The following is an 18,447-nucleotide window of genomic DNA, read 5'->3' as shown; positions in this document are numbered from 1 at the left end:
GGACGAGGTCACGGCAGGATGGCCCGCAGGAAGCTCGGCGGCGTCACCGAGGCCTGGTTGAAGAACACCCCGGCGCAGCGGCCGCCCGCCGAGGCCAGGGCGTCGCGCAGCAGGCCCGGCGGCCGCACGTCGGCCTCCTGGGCGCTGACCACGAGGACAGTCTGGTCCATGTGCTGGGCGATGGTCAGGGCCGCCTGCGAGCTGTCGGCCGACGGGCAGTCGACGACAATGATCTCGGCGTGACGGCGCAGGGCGGCCCAGTATTCGACACCCGGCAGGATGTGGGCCTTCTGGCGGCCGCGCAGGGCCTCGCGCTTGAAGCGGGTGACCCACAGGCGCGGCCCGCCGACGCTGTGGGCGGCGACATACTTGGCGTCGGGCCACACCCCGCCGTCGGGACGGGGAGCCGGCGGCTGCACCGTGAAGAACATCGAGCCGTCGGGGCTGGCCGCCGCGCCCGAGCCCAGCGGGCCGTAGCGTTCGGGGTCGGCGGCGATGGCCTGGTATTGCGGCGAGGTGGTGAGATCCAGGTCGATCAGCCAGGTCCGGCGACCGGCGCGCCTGGAGGCGAAGCGGGCGAACTCACGGGCGACCGTCGAGGTCCCCTCCCCGCGCCGGGCCGACACGAACTGGACGACGTGCGCACGGCCGGCCGCAGGAGCGCCGAGCGACCCCCACAGTTCCGCCATTTCCACGTTCAAATCCACCATTCGCCCGAATCGCCGCGCGTTGAAGACCGTTGAAACTAATGCCTAACCATGTTCGCGCGAAAGGCGACCAAATCGCCCACTGTGCATGGGGTCGGGCATTCAAGCTCAGTGCGTGGCCCTCGTCCTTCGACAAGCTCAGGATGAGGCCCATTTCCCAGGCCCGTTCAGTAGAAAAACCTCATCCTGAGCCTGTCGAAGGACGAGGTTTTCGTCTCAGAATTCCAATGATGAACGCTCAAGCCGCGCGCTTGACGCCGGCGGTCGCCAGGACCGGCAGGCCAAGCGTGCGGGAGGCCGAGGCCGGGGTCTGAAGGCCCGGACGCAGCAGCATCCGCACCAGGCCCGCGCAGGCGGCGGTGAAGGCCGCGAACAGGAAGGCCAGCACCAGCACCGGCTTCTTCAGGCTCTTGCCCTCCGACGGCGCGACGGCGCGCTGGACGATGCGGATATTGTCGCTGCTTTCGGCCGACATCTGGCGCTGGGCCTCGTCCTGCTGCTCCTTGACGGTGAAGTCGCGGACATTGGCCGACAGCACGTCGCGGTCACGGGTCAGCTGGTTGAACTGCGGTTCCAGCTGAGCCAGGCGCAGCAGGCGCTCGTTCACTTCCTGCACCTGCATGGCGTAGGCGCCTTGCGACTCGCGCAGGGCCGCGACTTCCGCCGACAGGTCGTTGCGGGTCGACTGCAGGGTCTGCCAGATCGGGTTGGGGCCGCTGCGGCGCGCGCCCTCGCCGTTGGTGCGACCACTGGCCACGCCCTGCTCCAGCTGGGCGATCTGGGCGTCGATGTCGCGCACCGGCTGGGCGTTGGGCAGGTAGCGGGCCAAGAGCCCCTCGCGGTCGAGCTTCAGCTGGGCAAGCTTCGTCGAGGCCGACATGTCCTGGTCGCGATAGAGCACGGCTTCGGACGGGGTGCGGGCCAGCTCGGCCTGAACGGCGGCAAGGCGTCCCTGGCGATCCTGAAGCTGGGCGTCGATCGAATACTTCTGGGCCTCGACCTGGGCCTGCAGCTGGGTCAGGGCGGTCTTCTGGGCGGTGAAGTCGCCGATATCGTTGGTTTGCAGGAAGGCCTGATAGGCGGTGTCGGTCTCGGCCAGGCGCTGCTCGAAGCTGTCGCGCTGGCGCGACAGCACCTTGTCGTCGTCGTTGATCAGCAGGCTGCGGCGATAGATCAGGTACTCTTCCAGCAGCATATTGAGCACCTTCTCGGCCGTTTCCGGGTCCTGGTGCTGGTATGACAGGCGGATGATCGAGTTGTCGGGCGCGGTCTCGATCTTCAGGCTGCGGCCGACGCTGTCGCGCCCCTGGGCGATCATCTTGCGCTTCTGCTCGGGATTGGCCGCGGCGTACTTGGCCGCGCCTTCCGGGAACACGGTGGCGAAGCCCAGCTTGCGGATCACCCGCTCGCGCAGCTCGCCGCTGCCCAGGATCTCGCTTTCCGACTGGATCACCTGGTCGACGTCGGGCACTGCGCCGCGGGCGGCGTCGCCGGCGCGCGGCTCGTAGACATATTCCTGGCCCAGGCGGACGAACAGGCTGGAGCTGGCGGTGTAGGACTTCTTGAGCGTGAAGGCGAAGGCCGCCCCCAGGAACAGGATCACCAGGAACACGCCCAGCATCAGCCAGCGTTCACGCCACAGCAGGGTGATAAAGTCCGTCGGCGCATAGCGAGCCCGCGCCGCCCAGTCGCGTCGCGACGGCGGGTCGTGCGGCACGCTTGTCCAGGCGCTCGTCGACATGCGAATCCAATGGGTCCAAACTTCCACACGACCCTGGGGCTTCCGGGCTTAAGGTTTGGTTACCTATGTTTGGTAAGAGTCGTCGCATGGATCGGCGCATCGCTCTCTCCACCGCCCTGGCCCTGGTGCTCGCGAGCACCGGCCTCTCGGCCTGCGGCCACGTCGACGGCGAGCCGCTGACGCCCGCCCCCCGGCCTACCGGCCAGTTCCCCAATATCGGCTATGCCAACTGGAGCGAGAGCGAGCCCGCCTATCGCTTCTATCCGGGCGACGAGCTGGAGGTGACCGTACCTTCGGCCACGGAGCTTAATAAGTCGGTGGTGGTTCAGCCCGACGGCCGCGTCGCTTTGCCGCTGGTCGGGCCGGTGATGGCCGCCGACCGCACGATCGAGGAACTCGAGGACTCGCTGACCCAGGCCTACGGCCAGCAGCTGCTGCGCCCTCAGGTGCAGGTGGCGGTGAAGGCGACGGCGCCTCTGAAGGTGTTCGTCGGCGGCGAGGTCGGCAATCCCGGCGTCTACGACATGGCCGGCGACGGCGACGCCCTGCGGGCCGTGATCCAGGCCGGGGGCTTCAAGAGCTCGTCCAAGCGCAGCCAGGTGATCATCATCCGGCGCGGCCCCGACGGGCGGGCCATGATGCGGACAGCGGATCTTCTGAAGGGCCTGACCGACCCGCGCGGCGCGGACCTGGTGCCGCTTCGCCGCTTCGACATCGTCTACGTGCCGCGCAGCGGGGCGGCGGAGACGGGCCTGTTCATGCAGCAGTACTTCCGAGACCTGCTGCCGATCAGCTTCAGCTACGCCATCAACGGCTTCAGCAACTGACCCTGAAAGTCACGGCCGGATCCAGAGAGCGTCCGGCCCGAGAGTAGAAACGGCTGAACCGTGGTTCAGCCGTGAGCCAGCCATTGGCGCGCCTGGCGCTGGGCTTCGGCGACGTCTTCGCTGGCCATCTCCTGCGACAGTTCCTTGCGATAGACCTTGGCTTCGACCGAACCGCGCATGGCGGCCAGGTTGAACAGCATGTGGGCCGAGACGTAGTCCAGCGGCGCCCCGCCCTGGCCAGTCGAATACAGCATGCCCATGCGGAACAGCTCGTCGCCGGTGGATTCGGCGCTAGGCAGCGGCAGGCCCATCACGGCGGCGGGCGGTTCGATGCTCATCATCATGACTTCAATTCCCCAGTCCTTCCGGCCGGTCCCCAGTGGTCCAGCTCGGCCATGAACACAGAGAAAACCTTGCTCGCTGAACATATAGTTAAGCGCGCAGAGATCATGAATCGAGGCGCGACAACACGCCTCGATCATTGAAGTAACACCCGATAAACACGGGTATACGGGTGGTTAACGGGCGCGCTGGCCGAACAGAACCTTGCGCGCCTCTTCGGCAGCTTTTCCAGACGCTTGCAGGCCGCTGGAACGCAGCTCCGCCCCAAGCTTGAAGCCCTTTTGCACGGCGTCACGCCCGTTCAGCCGCTCGAACCAGGCCTTGATGTTCGGGAACTCCTCGATCTGGATGCCCTGGTTCTTCCACGGCACGACCCAGGGCCAGATGGCGAAGTCGGCGATGGACAATTGGCCGCAGACGAAATCCCTGCCCGCCAGCTGCTTTTCCAGCACGCCGTAGAGGCGATGGGTCTCGTTGGTGTAGCGGATCGCGCCGTAGGCCAGCTGGCGCTGATCGGCGATGATCGCAGGCGCGTACTGGCGGAAGTGGTGCGTCTGGCCGGCCATGGGGCCAAGGCCGCCCATCTGCCACATCACCCACTGGTCGATGTTCACCCGGTCGCGCTCGCCCTGCCCGTAGAACTGGCCGGTCTTGCGGGCGAGGTACTGCAAGATGGCGCCGGACTCGAAGACCGAGATCGGCTGACCGTCGGGACCGTCCGGGTCGACGATGGCCGGCATGCGGTTGTTGGGGCTGATGGCCAGGAATTCCGGCTTGAACTGCTCGCCCGTGCCGATGTTCACCGGGATCATCTCGTAGAGCAGGCCCATCTCCTCCAGCGCGATGGAAATCTTCCAGCCGTTGGGCGTGGGCCAATAGTGCAGCTCGATGGGACTGGTCATGCACGCGACTCCCTGATGTCGGTCTTGGTGACACGGAACATGGCCATCCGCGCGCGCGACGCCAACATCTATCCTGACATGACCGTTCAGCGACGGTTCAGGCGCAGGGGATCAATCTTGTTTCCAAGGTCGAGGGATTAGGCCGCCTCCAGGCGACCGCTGACCACAAGGAGACGTACATATGAAACGTCTGTTGCTCACCATCGCCGCCGTGGCCTCGGTCGCGGGCCCGATGGCCGCCGTCGCCACCGATGCCTCGGCCCAGGGCCGCGGCCACAACGAGGATCGCTGGGACCGTCGCGATGACCGCCGCGGCGACCGCTGGGACCGCCGTGACGATCGTCGCGGAGACCGCTGGGACCGTCGTGACGACCGTCGCGGCGACCGCCACAGCCGCTGGGACGACCGTCGCTACAACGGCTACTACTATCGCGACCGCTGGTACTACGGCGCCCCGCCCAGCCACTATTACGGCCGTCCGGACTATCGTCCGGGCTACAGCGCCTGGCGTCGCGGCGGCTACCTGCCGCCCTACTACCGCGGCGGCGGCTACGTCGTGCACGACTACGGCCGCTACCACCTGCGCCAGCCGCCCCGCGGCTACTACTGGTACCGCGCCGGCAACGACTACGTGCTGGCCGCCATCGCCACCGGCCTGATCTTCGAGATCATCAACAACTAGGCCGAACGCGATCATCGATATCTGAAAAGTCTTGCGGCGCCCCGGGAACTCCACCTGGGGCGCCGTTTTTGCGCCATGCTCGCCCCGCGCGCGCCACGCATCGGGCCGCAAAGCCCGATTGTCGGGTCATTTCGGCCGTATCCGGTCGCCAGCGTAGGCCTCGCGTCACAGTCCGACGCAGCAGACACGAAGGCGCTTACCGATGAAGAGCTTGCGCATCTCCGCCGCCGTCCTCGCCCTCGCCGCCGCCGGCTATGCCGGTTCGGCCCTGGCCCAGCAGGCCCCGGCCGATCCCTCCGCCCAGTCCACCCCGCCTTCGTCCAGCAGCAGCAGCTGGGGTTCGTCGACCACGGCGACCGATCCGTCGGCCTCGACCACCGCCCCGGCGACCACCGACAGCACGACCCCGCAGGCCGACAGCGCCGCGAGCGCGGGCGAGCCGACCTCGGCCACGGCCCCTGGCGAAACCTCGACCACCACGGCCCCGGCCGCCGAGGACGCAACCAAGGCCGACAAGAAGGCCAAGAAGCACAAGAAGCACGCAGACGACCCGGCGGCCGCGTCGTCGTCCGCGCAGGACCCGACCACGCCTCAGTAGGCGCGTCCCTGTTCGAGAGTCCCTCCGATAAAGAGAAGGGCCCGCCGCTTTCGCGACGGGCCCTTTTCCTTTTGCCTGGAAGGCGGGATCAGAGACCCAACTTGGCCTTCAGCAGGTCGTTGACCGTGCCCGGGTTGGCCTTGCCGCCGGTGGCCTTCATGACCTGGCCGACGAACCAGCCGATGGCCTGGGGCTTGTCCTTCACGGCCGCGGCCTTGTCGGGGTTGGCGCCGATCAGCTCGTCGATCGCCGCCTCGATGGCGCCGGTGTCGTTGATCTGGACCAGGCCGCGCTTCTCGACGATCTCGGCCGGGCGGCCTTCGCCCGCCCACATGTGCTCGAACACTTCCTTGGCGATCTTCGAGCTGATCGTGCCGTTCTCGATCAGCTCGACCAGCTGGGCGATGTCCGACGAGGGCAGCGGCGAGTCCGGGAACGCCGTGCCGGCCGCCGACAGCTTGGCCAGCAGTTCATTGGTCACCCAGTTGGCCACCAGCTTGGCGTCGCGGCCCTTGGCGGCGGCCTCGAAGTAGTCGGCGCGCTCGGCGTCGATGATCAGCACGCCGGCGTCATAGGCCGAAAGGCCGTACTGGCTCTGCAGGCGCGCCTTCTTGGCGTCCGGCAGTTCCGGCAGGGTGGCCTCGATCTCCTTGACCCAAGCCGGGTCCAGCACCAGCGGCAGCAGGTCCGGATCGGGGAAGTAGCGGTAGTCGTGCGCCTCTTCCTTCGAACGCATCGAGCGGGTCTCGCCCTTGGTCGGGTCGAACAGGCGGGTCTCCTGGTCGATCACGCCGCCGTCTTCCAGGATCTCGATCTGGCGACGGGCTTCGTACTCGATGGCCTGCTGGATGTAGCGATACGAGTTGACGTTCTTGATCTCGCAGCGCGTGCCCAGGTGCTTGAAGCTGCCGGTCTCGCGGAACTTCTCGTAGTCGCCCGGACGGCAGACCGACACGTTGACGTCGGCGCGAAGGTTGCCCTTCTCCATGTCGCCGTCGCAGGTGCCCAGATAGACCAGGATCGTCCGCAGCTTCTTGACGTAAGCCGCGGCCTCTTCCGAGGTGCGCATGTCCGGCTTGGAGACGATCTCCATCAGCGCCGTGCCCGCACGGTTCAGGTCGACATAGGTGGCGTTCGGATCCTGGTCGTGCAGCGACTTGCCGGCGTCCTGCTCCAGGTGCAGGCGCTCGATGCGCACATCGAAGGTCGTGCCGTCGTCGCGCTCGACCACCACCACGCCCTCGCCGACGATCGGCTGGTCGAACTGGCTGATCTGGTAGCCCTGCGGCAGGTCGGGATAGAAGTAGTTCTTGCGGTCGAAGCGGCTCTTCAGGTTGATCTGCGCCTTCAGGCCCAGGCCCGTCTTCACCGCCTGCTCGACGCAGAAGCGGTTCAGCACCGGCAGCATGCCCGGCATGGCCGCGTCGACGAGGCTGACCTGTTCGTTCGGACCAGCGCCGAAGCCGACGGCGGCGCCCGAGAACAGCTTGGACTTGCTGGCCACCTGGGCGTGAACCTCGAGGCCCAGCACAATTTCCCAGTCGCCGGTGCGACCCTTGATCGTCTTGGAAGCAGCTTCGGTCATGTCTCTTGTCCTCCCTCCGTCGCCGGAAGGCCGGTTAGCGCGGGCGGCGAAGCAGAGGCCTCGCCGTGTCAGGGTTCCTCATGCACCGTGGGGGTCGGGGAGCGCAAGGCTGGCGGGGTGGTTTGTTGCGGGGGGGATGGGAAGGTGGCGAGGGTCATTCATTATCAGGGGGGACCGAAACTACGAGTCCTGGATAGGACTCGGACACCTCTGCCAGCAGCGAAAGGACACGGCCATGGCGCTGAAAGACGAGATTTTGGCCGTGGCGAACTTTTCCGTTCACCTGCGCTCGCTCTGGCGCCACTACCAAATTCTGTTCGAGGACGGCGAACTCCGCAGAAATCTCTTGCATCGGGTTGCGCCAACGTTCTTCGACGACCTGAACCAGATCCTCATAGAGCAGCTGATCCTACAAATCTGCCGCCTGACCGATCCGGCGGTCACCATGAAGCGGACAAACCTGTCCCTCGACTACGTCCTTGGAGAGGCGGACTTCGGCTTGCCCGTCCAGCGAGCTCGTGCTCAGACCTTACGCGATAGCATCGAGGCTTTCAGGACGAAGATCATACCGGCGCGGAACCGTCTCATCGGCCATCTGGATCGCGATGCGGTCATGGCTGGCGTGCCGCTAGGGGGTGCCAACGAAGCGGATTGGATACAGTTCTGGGAAGACTTGGACCAGTTCTTGAACCTAATTCATACCCGCTACGTCGATCCGAGCGTGACATTCCATTTGAATAATGTCGGCATGATCTCGGACGCAGATTCCCTGGTGGAGGCGCTCAAGGAGAGCACCTATTTCCACCTTGCCCTTGCCGAGAGCGCCATCACCCTACCGCTCGCCGAGATCGCTTCCAGAAGCGAATTCAGGGATGCCTAGCTGAACGCCGCAACGACGGTTTCGATAGGCAGGTAGAGCGTGCGGCTCTCTTCTGGGTATTCCTCGAATTCCGCACAGCGTAGGTAGAAGCGCCTCGCGGCTTCGTCCTTAGCCTGCACCATGACAGCGCCGATGCCGATGCTCTGCGAGGCCAGCGCAATACGTCTCAAGGCATCCCCCAAAAGGTCCGCGCCGAGCCCGCGGCCGGCATGGGAGCGGCTAACGGCCAAGCGGCCGATAATCGACACTGGGATGGAGTTGGGAGCATTGCGCCGGACCTTGCCGGGCGCAACGGCTCGCTCAACGGCGCCAGCGGAGATGCAGTAGTAGCCCACGACCTGACCGCTTTCATGAACTACATAGGTGCGAGAAAACCGGCTCTCGTTCTTCGCCGCCCGCTGCTTGAGCCAATCGTTCAGCACCGCCACCCCGCAATCGAAGACCGACAAATCGTGGTCGACTGAAAGCGGTACAGGTGCGGAGAGCATGAATAGTGGCGGAGTAGACGAACTCAACTCGACCATTGGGGCGTTCGCCGCAAAAGGGCGCGCAGTTTTGGTCCTGGCGCCGGCGGGTTATCGAGCGCATGCATGAAAGTATGATAGCGCTCGGCGTCGAGCACAAAGAGACGTTGATCCAGCAAGACATCGATCGCCAGCGCGCGCGCGCTATCGACCATGAACTCTGTTCGGGTCTTACCGAGCACGGCAGCGGCGTCATCGATTAACTGACGGGTCTGAGCCTCGATCCGAAGATTGATCGAGCCCTTGGTGTCGGAGCGCGGATCGCCATCAGCTGACGCGGTTGAGGCAGCCTTGACCTGGGTTCTCACCATGCCCGCATATTTGGCATATGTATCCACATTGTCAATACAAATCACCCCCCCCCTCACGTCCCCCGCGGCTTAGCCCTTGTCGTCGGAGCCGCACTCGCCGGATCGTCCGGCCACACGTGACGGGGATAGCGCCCCTTCATCTCGATCTTCACCTCGCACCAGGAGCCCTTCCAGAAGCCCGGCAGGTCCTTGGTGATCTGGATCGGGCGGTGGGCGGGCGACAGCAGGGCCAGGGTCAGGGGGACCTTGCCGTTGGCCACGCAGGGGTGCTCGGCCAGGCCGTAAAGTTCGCCCACCCGCACCTCGACGCGCGGACCGCCTTCCGCGCCATAGTCGATGGCGAAGGTCGAGCCGGTGGGGGCGGTGAAGCGCGCCGGGGCCTGGGCCTCTATGCGGCCCTGCATGTTCCACGGGATCAGGGTCTTGATCGCCGCCTCCAGCGTGGCCTCGTCGAGGCTGGCCAGGGACGAGCAGCCGGCCAGCAGGGGTTCGAGCCATTCGTCCAGCCGTGCGACCAGGGCCGCTTCCGACAGGTCCGGCCAGGCCTCGCCATCATGCGCCCGCAGGAAGGCCACGCGGTCGAGCAGTCCCCTGCCCCGCTCGCCCAGCTTCAGGGCTGACAGGCCGTCGGCGCGCACCTGGTCGGCCAGGGCCCCGGCGATCAGGGCCGGGTCGGGCTTTTCGATGATCTTCTCGTCGACCACCAGTTTGCCCAGGCGCAGCAGGCGCTTGGCGCGTAGCTTGCCGCCGCCGCTGGTCTCCAGACGGTCCTCCGCGACCAGACGGTCGGCGAAGGCGGCGCGCAGGCTCTCTTCATCCAAGGGGGCGGCCAGCAGGATGCGGTCGCGGGCGTCGCCGCCGCCCAGTTCGCCGACGGCCAGCCAGGTCTCGCGGGCCAGGGCGTCGGTCGGCTCCAGATAGACGCCGCGGCCGCTGGCCAGCTGGTATTCGCCGGGCTTGCCGCGCGCCCGGGCCACCCGCTCGGGATAGGCCTCGGCCAGCAGCAGGGCGTCGTCGAGGGGCTCGGCGCCGCTGGGCTTGCCGGCCTGGCGCGACCAGCGCTCGGCCAGCGCCCGGGCGTCGCGAGCGCGGGGCGCGCGGTCGCGGCCGAAGCCCTCCAGCCGGCCGCGCAGGTCGACGCCCCGGCCGCCCAGGCCCTGCTCACTGAGCACGGCGGCGATCTCGGCGGCGCGGTGGGCCTGGCCGCTGGCGGCGGCGCGGGCGACCATGTGGGCCAGACGCGGAGCGAGCGGCATGTTCGACAGCGCCTTGCCGTGCGCCGTCAGCCCGCCATTGGCGTCCAGCGCCTGCAAGCGGTTCAGCAGCGCCCGCGCCTCGGTGAAGGCCGCGCGCGGCGGCGGGTCGAGGAACGCCAGGCCCTCCGCGTCCTTGGCGCCCCAGCGGGCCAGGTCCAGCGCCAGGCGCGAGAGGTCGGCTTCGAGGATTTCGGGCCGCGCGAAGGCGGGCAGAGAACGGGTCTCCGGCTCGTCCCACAGGCGGTAGCAGACGCCGGGCTCGGTGCGACCGGCGCGGCCCCGGCGCTGGTCGGCGGCGGCGCGGGCCACCCGCACCGTCTCCAGCCGGGTCAGGCCGCTGGACGGATCGAAGCGCGGCACGCGCGAGAGCCCTGCGTCGATGACGACGCGCACGCCCTCGATGGTCAGGCTGGTCTCGGCGATCGAGGTGGCCAGCACCACCTTGCGGCGGCCGGCCGGCGCGGGCTGGACGGCGCGGTCCTGCTCGGCCGGCTCCAGCGCGCCATAGAGCGGCGCCAGGTCGACGTCCGGACGGCGCAGGCGCTCGGCCAGCCAGCTCTCGGCCCGGCGGATCTCGCCCTGCCCCGGCAGGAAGACGAGGATCGAGCCGGTCTCCTCGGCCAGGGCCCGTTCGACGGCGCGGCCGACACGCTCCTCCAGACGCTGGCGGTCGTCGCGGCCCAGATAGCGGGTCTCGACCGGGAACATCCGGCCCTCGCTCTCCACCACCGGCGCATCGCCCAGCAGGGCCGAGACACGCGCGCCGTCCAGCGTGGCCGACATCACCAGGATCTTCAGGTCGTCGCGCAGCAGGCCCTGGCTGTCGCGCGCCAGGGCCAGGCCCAGGTCGGCGTCCAGGCTGCGCTCGTGGAACTCGTCGAAGATCACGCAGGCCACGCCGTCCAGGCCCGGGTCGTCGAGAATCATCCGGGTAAAGACGCCCTCGGTGACCACTTCCACCCGCGTCCTGGCCGACACCTTGGACTGCAACCGCACCCGGAAGCCGACCGTCTCGCCGACCGCCTCGCCCAGGGTCTGGGCCATGCGCGCGGCCGCCGCCCGGGCGGCCAGGCGGCGCGGCTCCAGCATGACGATCTTGCCGTCGCCGACCCATGCTTCCTCCAGCAGGGCCAGGGGGACGGCCGTGGTCTTGCCCGCCCCCGGAGGCGCGACGAGAACGGCGGTCTCGCGTTCGGACAAGGCGCCTTTGAGCGCGGGAATGGCCTGAAAAATGGGCAGCATCGCGCCGGCTTTAGCTGGGCTGGGGATCAACGCCAAGCAGGACTGGACTAGCCTAAGGTGTGGAGAACATTTACGCGCTTCGGCGGCGCGGCCTTGACCCCATGCTCATAAACGGGTCACCGTCCGCAAAATTTTCCAAAGGCGACCCCCGGGGGGGAGTCTTGCCTATCCAGGAGGAACTATGTGGCGCGTTAAATCGCTTGATGCGATCCTTGCGACGGCTGAGAAAAAATCCCTTCATCGCTCGCTCGGACCGATCCAGCTGACGCTGCTGGGGGTGGGCGCCATCATCGGTACGGGGATCTTCGTCCTGACCGCCGCCGCCGCCCAGAAGGCGGGCCCCGGCATGATGTGGAGCTTCGTGATCGCCGGCGCCGTCTGCGCCATCGCCGCGCTCTGCTATTCCGAACTGGCCTCGATGGTCCCCGTCTCGGGCTCGGCCTACACCTATTCCTACGCCGTGATGGGCGAGCCGCTGGCCTGGATGGTCGGCTGGGCGCTGATCCTCGAATACGCCGTCGCCGCCAGCGCCGTGTCGGCCGGCTGGTCCGGCTACTTCCTCGGCCTGATCGAGAACGCGCTGGGCTTCCAGTGGCCAGCCCTGTTCAAGGCCGGTCCGGCCTGGTCGATGAACGGCTTCATCCCCGTCGCCGACTTCAGCGCCGGCATCGTCAACGTCCCGGCCATCATCGTGGCGCTGTCGGTCACCGCCCTGCTGGTCGTCGGCACCACCGAGAGCGCCCGCGTCAACGCCGTGCTCGTGGCCATCAAGGTCACCGCCCTGACCGCCTTCATCGTGCTGACCATCCCGGTCATCAAGAGCGGCAACTTCTCGCCCTTCGCCCCCAATGGCTGGTTCGGTCCGGAAGGCACCAGCGGCATGGGCATCGTCGGCGCCGCCGCCTCGATCTTCTTCGCCTATGTCGGCTTCGACGCCGTGTCGACCGCCGCCGAAGAGACCAAGAACCCGCAGCGCAACGTGCCGATCGGCCTGATCGGCAGCCTGGCGCTCTGCACCATCTTCTACCTGCTGGTCGCCGCCGGCGCGATCGGCGCCATCGGCGCCCAGCCGGTGTTCGGCGCCGACGGCTCGGCCGTCCAGCCCGGCTCGGCCGCCTTCCAGGCCGCCTGCTCGCTGGCCGACAACAGCGGCCGCCTGGTCTGCTCGAACGAAGCCCTCGCCCACGTCCTGCGCGAGATCAACTGGCCGGTGGTCGGCAACGCCCTGGGCCTGGCCGCCAATCTGGCCCTGCCCTCGGTCATCCTGATGATGATCTACGGCCAGACCCGCATCTTCTTCGTCATGGCCCGCGACGGCCTGTTGCCGGAAAAGCTCGCCACCATCCACCCGAAGTTCAAGACGCCCTACATCGTGACCATCGTCACGGGCATCTTCGTCGCCATCGCCGCCGCCTTCTTCCCGGTGGGCCAGCTGGCCGACATCTCGAACTCGGGCACCCTGTTCGCCTTCTTCATGGTGGCGATCGCGGTGATGGTGCTGCGCGTGAAGGATCCGAACCGTCCGCGCCCGTTCAAGACCCCGCTGGTGTGGGTCGTGGCTCCGCTGGCCATGGTCGGCTGCGCGGCCCTCTACTTCAACCTGCCGGCCGAAGCCATGCTGGTGCTGCCGATCTGGGGCGCCATCGGCCTGCTGATCTACCTGGCCTACGGCGTTCGCAAGAGCCACCTGGGCCGCGGCCTGATCGACGTGCCGGAACTGTCCGCCGACGCGCCGGCCGGCCCCGTGCCGCCGATGCCGGGCGCCCCAGCCCCGGGCTCGCCCGAGGAACGGTCTTGATCTCGAGACAGTAGTCTCTAGTTCAGACGGGCGGGAACTTCGGTTCCCGCCCGTTTTCGTTTGGAGCCGACACCTTGACCTCCTCGTCGCCCATCAGCGCCGTCATCGCCCCGGTCACGCCGCTGCAGCAGAACTGCACGATCGTCTGGTGCTCCAAGACCAAGAAGGCCGCGATCATCGATCCGGGCGGCGAGGTCGACCGCCTGCTGCGCGCGCTGACGGACCAGGGCCTGACCCTGGAGAAGATCTGGATCACCCACGGCCACATGGACCACGCCGGCGGCGCGGCCGAGCTGAAGGCCAAGACCGGCGTCCCGATCGAGGGGCCGCACAAGGACGACCAGTTCTGGATCGACCGCATCCAGGAAAGCGGCGAGATGTACGGCATGCCCGAGGCTCGTATCTTCGTGCCCGACCGCTGGCTGGAGGACGGCGACGTCGTCACCCTGGGCGAGACGGAGTTCGAGGTCCTGCACTGCCCGGGCCACACGCCGGGCCACGTGGTGTTCTTCCACCGCGAGACGAAGTTCGCCCAGGTCGGCGACGTGCTGTTCCAGGGCTCGATCGGCCGCACCGACTTCCCGCGCGGCAACCACCAGGACCTGATCGACGCCATCACCGGCAAGCTGTGGCCGTTGGGCGACGACATCCGCTTCGTGCCGGGCCACGGGCCCATGTCGAGCTTCGGCGCCGAGCGCCGCACCAACCCCTTCGTCGGCGACCGCGCGGTGGCGGCCATGAAGGGCCCCGGCTACACGGCTCCGGTGAACCGCTCGCCGGGGTGAGCCATCCCTACTGACGCGGCGGCGGACCGCCGGGGGGGCCTGGGCGGAACTCGTCGCCGGCCAGCTTGCCGTCGCCGTTCTTGTCGGACGCCGTGAACTGGGCGCGGCTGGCGGCCAGGGCCTCGTCCTTGGTGATCCTGCCGTCCTTGTCGACGTCCTGCGCGGCCAGCTGAGCCAGCATCCGGCCGCCGAAACCGCCGCCGGGACCGCCCTGCCCCTCGCGCTGGGCGAAGCGCTGCTTGATGGCCTCGATCTCGGCCGCGTCGATGACGCCGTCCTTGTTGGCGTCCATGCGCTCGAAGCGCTGCAAGGCCGAGGCCTCGTACTCGGCGGCGGTGACGACGCCGTCGCCGTCGGCGTCCGGGCCGCGCATGCCGGGACCAGGCTGGGCGTGGGCGGCCGCGGCCCCCAGCAGTGACAATCCGAGGACGGCGGAAACGAGTCGGTTCATGAAGACGCTCCGTGGCGATTTGACGCTAGGGGGCCACGATCAGGTTGCGCGCCTGTTGCAAGCGTGAAATCTGACGGTGACAGGGGCATGAAAGGACCATCGGCATGGAGACCTCCCCGACCACCGCCTCGTCCGCCGCCGTCGCGGACACCGCCAAGGGCGCCGGCGCCCGCATCCTGATCGTCGACGACGATCCGGGCATCCGCGACGTCGTGTCCGATTTCCTCGTCCGCCACGGCTATGTCGTCGACACGGCCCAGGACGCGCGCACCATGGAACAGGCCCTGGCCAAGGGCCCGGTCGACCTGGTGGTGCTCGACGTCATGCTGCCGGGCGAAGACGGTCTGGCGATCTGCCGCCGCCTCGCCGCGCAGGACGGCCCCGCCATCATCATGCTCTCGGCCATGGGCGAGGAAACCGACCGCATCGTCGGCCTCGAGCTCGGCGCCGACGACTACCTGCCCAAGCCGTGCAATCCGCGCGAGCTCCTGGCCCGCGTGCGCGCCGTCCTGCGCCGCCGCACCGAGCCGCGCTCCAGCGACGACACCATGGGCGCAGCCTGCGAGTTCGCCGGCTGGCGCCTGGATCTCGTCCGCCGCGAACTGCGCTCGCCGCAGTCGGTGGTGGTCAACCTCTCCAGCGGCGAGTTCTCGCTGCTGCGCGCCTTCGTCGAACGCCCGCAGCGCGTGCTGACCCGCGACCAGCTCCTCGACCTGGCCCGCGGTCGCGACAGCGACGCCTACGACCGCGCCATCGACGTCCAGATCAGCCGGCTGCGCCGCAAGCTCGACGACGGCGGCGGCGGCGAGCTGATCCGCACGATCCGCAGCGAGGGCTACATGTTCACGCCCAAGGTCACCCGCACGCCATGAAGTTCGCAGTCCCGGGGCGTGGCGGCGCGCCCCTGTTCGCCCAGGCCCTGGGACTGGCGCTCGTCACACTGGTCGCTACGATCCTGATCTGCGTGGCGGTCGTGTTCAACGTGCCGCCGCCCCCTCCCGAACTCTACAAGCTCAGCGAGATCAGCCGGGCGCTGAAGACCGGCCAGACCGTGCATCCGCGCGACGGCCGTCCGCTGGTCGTTCGCCATCGCACGAGCATCAAGCCCGACGGCGAGGACTCCCAGCGCCGCGCCGAGTTCAAGGCCGCCATCGGCCGCGAGCTGAACGTGCCGGTCGACCGGATCTCGATCCGCACCGAGAACGGCCCGCGCTTCTTCGTCCGCACCGCGCGGCAGAAGGGCCCGCCGCCGCCGCCAGGTCCTGGCGGTCCGCGCCCTGGCCCTGGTCCTGGCGGCCCCGGCGGCCCTCCCCCGCCGCCGCCCGGCGCGGCCGGCCCGAAGTCTCCCGGCGCCCAGATCCTGGCCGACCGTATCGCGGCCATCATGCGCGACGAGCCCTTCCTGTTCGGCGATTTCGAGCTGGGCATCCGCCAGGCCGACGGCCGCTGGCTGGTGGTCGAGCCCAAGTTCACCGTCCTGCGCGACACCTGGCAGGTGCGGATCCTGCTGATCCTGGCCCTGTCGGTCGTCGCCGTGTCGCCGCTGGCCTGGCTGTTCGCCCGTCGCCTGGCCGGTCCGATCACCGCCTTCGCCGCCGCCGCCGAGCGCCTGGGCCGCGACCCGCGCGCGCCGCCGCTCAGCCTGTCGGGCTCGGCCGAGGTGGCCGCCGCCGCCAACGCCTTCAACGAGATGCAGGAACGCCTGCGCCGCTATGTCGAGGACCGCACGGCCATGATCGGCGCGGTGGCCCACGACCTGCGCACGCCGCTGACGCGCCTTCGCTTCCGCATCGAGACCACGCCCGACGACGTCCGCAGCAAGCTCGAGAGCGACATCGACCAGATGGAGGCGATGATCTCGGCCACCCTGGCCTTCGTGCGCGACACCAGCCGCCCGGCCGAGCGCACCAAGCTGGAGCTGGCCTCGCTGCTGGAAAGCGTCATGGACGAAGCGGCCGAGACCGGCGGCGACGCCACGGCCGAGGAAGGCGACAAGATCGTCATCGAGGGCGACCCGATTGCGCTGAAGCGCCTGGTCACCAACCTGGTCGAAAACGCCCTCAAGTACGGCGGCGCCGCGCGCGGCCGGGTCTATCGCCAGGGTGGCGGCGCGATCCTCGAAGTCGACGACGACGGCCCGGGCGTGCCTTCGGCCGAACTCGAGCGCGTGTTCGAGCCGTTCTTCCGCGGCGAGCCCTCGCGCAATCGCGAGACCGGCGGCATCGGGCTTGGCCTGGCCGTGGTCCGTTCGTTGGCCCGCGCCCACGGCGGCGACGTGACTCTGCTGAACCGCCCCGAGGGCGGCTTGCGGGCCCGGGTGACCCTGCCGGCCTGACGTCTGTTGCGGCCGCGCAATCAAGCGCGGCCGTGACGACATAACCGCGCAATGCGGCAAGGCTTCAAGCGACGGGAAGGAGCTTCTTTCCATGACCGCACGCGCCCTGCCTCTCCTGACCCTCGCCGCCCTGTCGCTCGCCGCCTGCGGCCACGCCCCGCCGGATGGCCCGGGCGGTCGCGGTCCCGGCGGCCCGGGCGGCCGCCCCGGTTTCGGCGACGGTCCGCCTCCGGGCGAAGGCGGCCCGCGCATGGAAGGCGGCAGGCAGGTGTTCATCAGCCCGGCCGGCGAGCCCTTCCGCGCTGATCCCGGCCAACCCTATCCGGTCGCCCTGTGGTTCACCGGCGCCGACGCCGACCACGACGGCGTGCTGACCCGCGAGGAGTTCCTCGCCGACTCCCTGCGCTTCTTCGACAGGCTCGACACCGACAAGTCAGGCGTTCTCGACGGCTTCGAGGTCTCGGCCTACGAGCGCAACATCGCCCCCGAGATCGTCCAGGCCTCGGCCATGCCCCAGCAGGCCCCGCCCTCGGGCGGCGGCCCCGACGGCGAGGGTCCGCGCCCACGCCGCGACGGGGGCCTGGGCAACATGCTGCTGGGCGCCACGCCCTATGCCCTGCTGGCCGAACCCCAGCCGGTGATGGGCGCCGACGCCGACTTCAACCGCCGCATCACCCGCGACGAGGCGACGCGCGCGGCCAACGCCCGCTTCAAGCTGCTCGACAAGGACGGCGACGGCGGCCTGACCCTGGCCGAGCTGCCCAGGACCCGCGTCCAGCGCATCCTGAGCGGCGAGGAAGAGCCCCGCGACGGCGGCCGGCGCGGCAAGGGCGGCCGACGCCCGCCGCGCTGATGCGCTACCCCGCCACCACCCCGGCGATGATGTTGATCCCCAGGGCCAGGATGGCGGTGTTGTAGAAATAGGCCGTCACGGCGTGGGCCGTGACGAGGTTGCGCAAGGCCCCGGTGCGCACGTCGTTGTCGGAGACCTGGAAGGTCGCCCCGATGCTGAAGGCCAGGTAGACGAAGTCCTTGTAGGTGCGGGCCGGTTCACCGGGAAAGCCGAACCCGCCCTTCCCCGCCCCCGCGCCGAAATGGCGGTGGGCGTAGTGCAGCACGAACACCGAGTGCAGCACGATCCACGACAGCACCAGGGTGACGCCCGCACAGGCCGCGGTCAGGTTCCTGGCAAAGGCCGCCTGCGAGCGCGCGCCGATCATCGCCGCCACCACCGCGGCCAGGCTGGCGGCGATGGCCGACAGCACGATCAGCAGGATCAGAGAACGCCCCTCGTCCTCGGCCGCGGCCTTGGCCCGCAGCGTCGCTTCGTCGGCGGTGAGGAACAGGCGCCACAGCAGAACGGCGTAAATTGCGGCGCCGACGTCCCACCCGATCAAAATATGCGTGCTTTCGGGCAGATTTATCTGACGGGCGAAAAGCCATCCCAAAGCCCCCGCCGCAGCCCCTGCAATCAGCCTCCA

19 protein-coding genes are annotated in these 18,447 nt (G+C 68.6%); 9 read left to right on the top strand and 10 right to left on the bottom strand.

Going from position 1 to position 18,447, the window contains the following annotated elements:
- Window positions 1-8: 8 nt before the first annotated feature.
- The gene (locus SGCZBJ_RS08805) at window positions 9-710 is read right to left on the bottom strand and encodes a P-loop NTPase family protein (RefSeq protein ID WP_101717628.1); all 702 of its coding nucleotides are present in this window, start codon (window positions 708-710) and stop codon (window positions 9-11) included.
- Window positions 711-945: 235 nt separating this feature from the next.
- Complete coding sequence (locus SGCZBJ_RS08800) at window positions 946-2,448, bottom strand: GumC family protein (RefSeq protein ID WP_101717627.1); 1,503 nt, start codon at window positions 2,446-2,448, stop codon at window positions 946-948.
- 86 nt (window positions 2,449-2,534) lie between these two features.
- Between SGCZBJ_RS08800 and SGCZBJ_RS08795 the strand changes: the two genes are divergently transcribed.
- Window positions 2,535-3,275 carry a polysaccharide biosynthesis/export family protein gene (locus SGCZBJ_RS08795; protein ID WP_101717626.1) on the top strand — a complete coding sequence of 247 codons (741 nt, stop codon included), beginning with the start codon at window positions 2,535-2,537 and terminating at the stop codon, window positions 3,273-3,275.
- A 65-nt stretch (window positions 3,276-3,340) separates the two neighbouring features.
- Here the strand turns inward: SGCZBJ_RS08795 and SGCZBJ_RS08790 are convergent, their stop codons facing one another.
- Complete coding sequence (locus SGCZBJ_RS08790) at window positions 3,341-3,619, bottom strand: SEL1-like repeat protein (RefSeq protein ID WP_101717625.1); 279 nt, start codon at window positions 3,617-3,619, stop codon at window positions 3,341-3,343.
- Between the two features lie 174 nt (window positions 3,620-3,793).
- Window positions 3,794-4,519 (bottom strand): glutathione S-transferase N-terminal domain-containing protein, encoded by a 726-nt coding sequence (locus SGCZBJ_RS08785; protein WP_101717624.1) that lies wholly within the window; start codon window positions 4,517-4,519, stop codon window positions 3,794-3,796.
- Between the two features lie 181 nt (window positions 4,520-4,700).
- Between SGCZBJ_RS08785 and SGCZBJ_RS08780 the strand changes: the two genes are divergently transcribed.
- Together SGCZBJ_RS08780 and SGCZBJ_RS08775 are read left to right on the top strand one after the other, a co-directional pair.
- Window positions 4,701-5,201 carry an RcnB family protein gene (locus SGCZBJ_RS08780; RefSeq protein ID WP_101717623.1) on the top strand — a complete coding sequence of 167 codons (501 nt, stop codon included), beginning with the start codon at window positions 4,701-4,703 and terminating at the stop codon, window positions 5,199-5,201.
- Between the two features lie 202 nt (window positions 5,202-5,403).
- The gene (locus tag SGCZBJ_RS08775; protein ID WP_101717622.1) at window positions 5,404-5,799 is read left to right on the top strand and encodes a proteophosphoglycan 5; all 396 of its coding nucleotides are present in this window, start codon (window positions 5,404-5,406) and stop codon (window positions 5,797-5,799) included.
- An 88-nt stretch (window positions 5,800-5,887) separates the two neighbouring features.
- Here the strand turns inward: SGCZBJ_RS08775 and gatB are convergent, their stop codons facing one another.
- Complete coding sequence (gene gatB / locus SGCZBJ_RS08770; RefSeq protein WP_101717621.1) at window positions 5,888-7,384, bottom strand: Asp-tRNA(Asn)/Glu-tRNA(Gln) amidotransferase subunit GatB; 1,497 nt, start codon at window positions 7,382-7,384, stop codon at window positions 5,888-5,890.
- A gap of 235 nt (window positions 7,385-7,619) precedes the next feature.
- Between gatB and SGCZBJ_RS08765 the strand changes: the two genes are divergently transcribed.
- Window positions 7,620-8,264: an AbiU2 domain-containing protein gene (locus SGCZBJ_RS08765; protein WP_101717620.1), complete on the top strand. Its 645-nt coding sequence runs from the start codon at window positions 7,620-7,622 to the stop codon at window positions 8,262-8,264.
- On the opposite strand, the gene SGCZBJ_RS08760 is transcribed toward SGCZBJ_RS08765, so the two are convergent.
- The 3 genes from SGCZBJ_RS08760 to hrpB are packed head-to-tail and all read right to left on the bottom strand — an operon-like array spanning window position 8,261 to window position 11,597.
- Window positions 8,261-8,752: a GNAT family N-acetyltransferase gene (locus SGCZBJ_RS08760; protein ID WP_240621460.1), complete on the bottom strand. Its 492-nt coding sequence runs from the start codon at window positions 8,750-8,752 to the stop codon at window positions 8,261-8,263. The genes SGCZBJ_RS08765 and SGCZBJ_RS08760 overlap by 4 nt on opposite strands.
- 23 nt (window positions 8,753-8,775) lie before the next feature.
- On the bottom strand, window positions 8,776-9,099 hold the full coding sequence (locus SGCZBJ_RS08755; protein ID WP_101717618.1) for a type II toxin-antitoxin system TacA family antitoxin: 324 nt from the start codon (window positions 9,097-9,099) through the stop codon (window positions 8,776-8,778).
- Window positions 9,100-9,152: 53 nt separating this feature from the next.
- Window positions 9,153-11,597 (bottom strand): ATP-dependent helicase HrpB, encoded by a 2,445-nt coding sequence (gene hrpB / locus SGCZBJ_RS08750; protein ID WP_101717617.1) that lies wholly within the window; start codon window positions 11,595-11,597, stop codon window positions 9,153-9,155.
- Window positions 11,598-11,778: 181 nt separating this feature from the next.
- On the opposite strand from hrpB, the gene SGCZBJ_RS08745 reads away from it, so the two are divergent.
- Both SGCZBJ_RS08745 and SGCZBJ_RS08740 read left to right on the top strand, forming a co-directional pair.
- Entirely contained in the window at window positions 11,779-13,395 is a 1,617-nt protein-coding gene (locus tag SGCZBJ_RS08745) for an amino acid permease (RefSeq protein WP_101717616.1), read from the top strand.
- A gap of 74 nt (window positions 13,396-13,469) precedes the next feature.
- Entirely contained in the window at window positions 13,470-14,180 is a 711-nt protein-coding gene (locus SGCZBJ_RS08740; RefSeq protein ID WP_101717615.1) for an MBL fold metallo-hydrolase, read from the top strand.
- A gap of 7 nt (window positions 14,181-14,187) precedes the next feature.
- Here SGCZBJ_RS08740 and SGCZBJ_RS08735 read toward each other — a convergent pair whose 3' ends face one another.
- Window positions 14,188-14,631 (bottom strand): EF-hand domain-containing protein, encoded by a 444-nt coding sequence (locus SGCZBJ_RS08735; RefSeq protein ID WP_101717614.1) that lies wholly within the window; start codon window positions 14,629-14,631, stop codon window positions 14,188-14,190.
- Window positions 14,632-14,735: 104 nt separating this feature from the next.
- Here SGCZBJ_RS08735 and SGCZBJ_RS08730 point away from each other — a divergent pair, with 104 nt between their 5' ends.
- The 3 genes from SGCZBJ_RS08730 (at window position 14,736) to SGCZBJ_RS08720 (ending at window position 17,819) form a co-directional block, all read left to right on the top strand.
- Window positions 14,736-15,503, top strand: coding sequence for a response regulator (locus tag SGCZBJ_RS08730; RefSeq protein WP_101711996.1), 768 nt, complete (start codon window positions 14,736-14,738; stop codon window positions 15,501-15,503).
- Window positions 15,500-16,966 carry an ATP-binding protein gene (locus SGCZBJ_RS08725; protein WP_101717613.1) on the top strand — a complete coding sequence of 489 codons (1,467 nt, stop codon included), beginning with the start codon at window positions 15,500-15,502 and terminating at the stop codon, window positions 16,964-16,966. Before SGCZBJ_RS08730 ends, SGCZBJ_RS08725 begins: the two co-directional genes overlap by 4 nt.
- A 91-nt stretch (window positions 16,967-17,057) precedes the next feature.
- Window positions 17,058-17,819, top strand: coding sequence for a CREC-EF hand family protein (locus SGCZBJ_RS08720; protein ID WP_117590375.1), 762 nt, complete (start codon window positions 17,058-17,060; stop codon window positions 17,817-17,819).
- 4 nt (window positions 17,820-17,823) lie between these two features.
- Here the strand turns inward: SGCZBJ_RS08720 and SGCZBJ_RS08715 are convergent, their stop codons facing one another.
- The gene (locus SGCZBJ_RS08715; RefSeq protein ID WP_240621457.1) at window positions 17,824-18,363 is read right to left on the bottom strand and encodes a DUF1345 domain-containing protein; all 540 of its coding nucleotides are present in this window, start codon (window positions 18,361-18,363) and stop codon (window positions 17,824-17,826) included.
- Window positions 18,364-18,447 lie beyond the last annotated feature (84 nt).

Source organism: Caulobacter zeae (assembly GCF_002858925.1).
GTDB lineage: Bacteria > Pseudomonadota > Alphaproteobacteria > Caulobacterales > Caulobacteraceae > Caulobacter > Caulobacter zeae.
The sequence above is the reverse complement of the archived record's forward strand: the minus strand, read 5'-3'. Positions and strand labels throughout refer to the sequence as shown.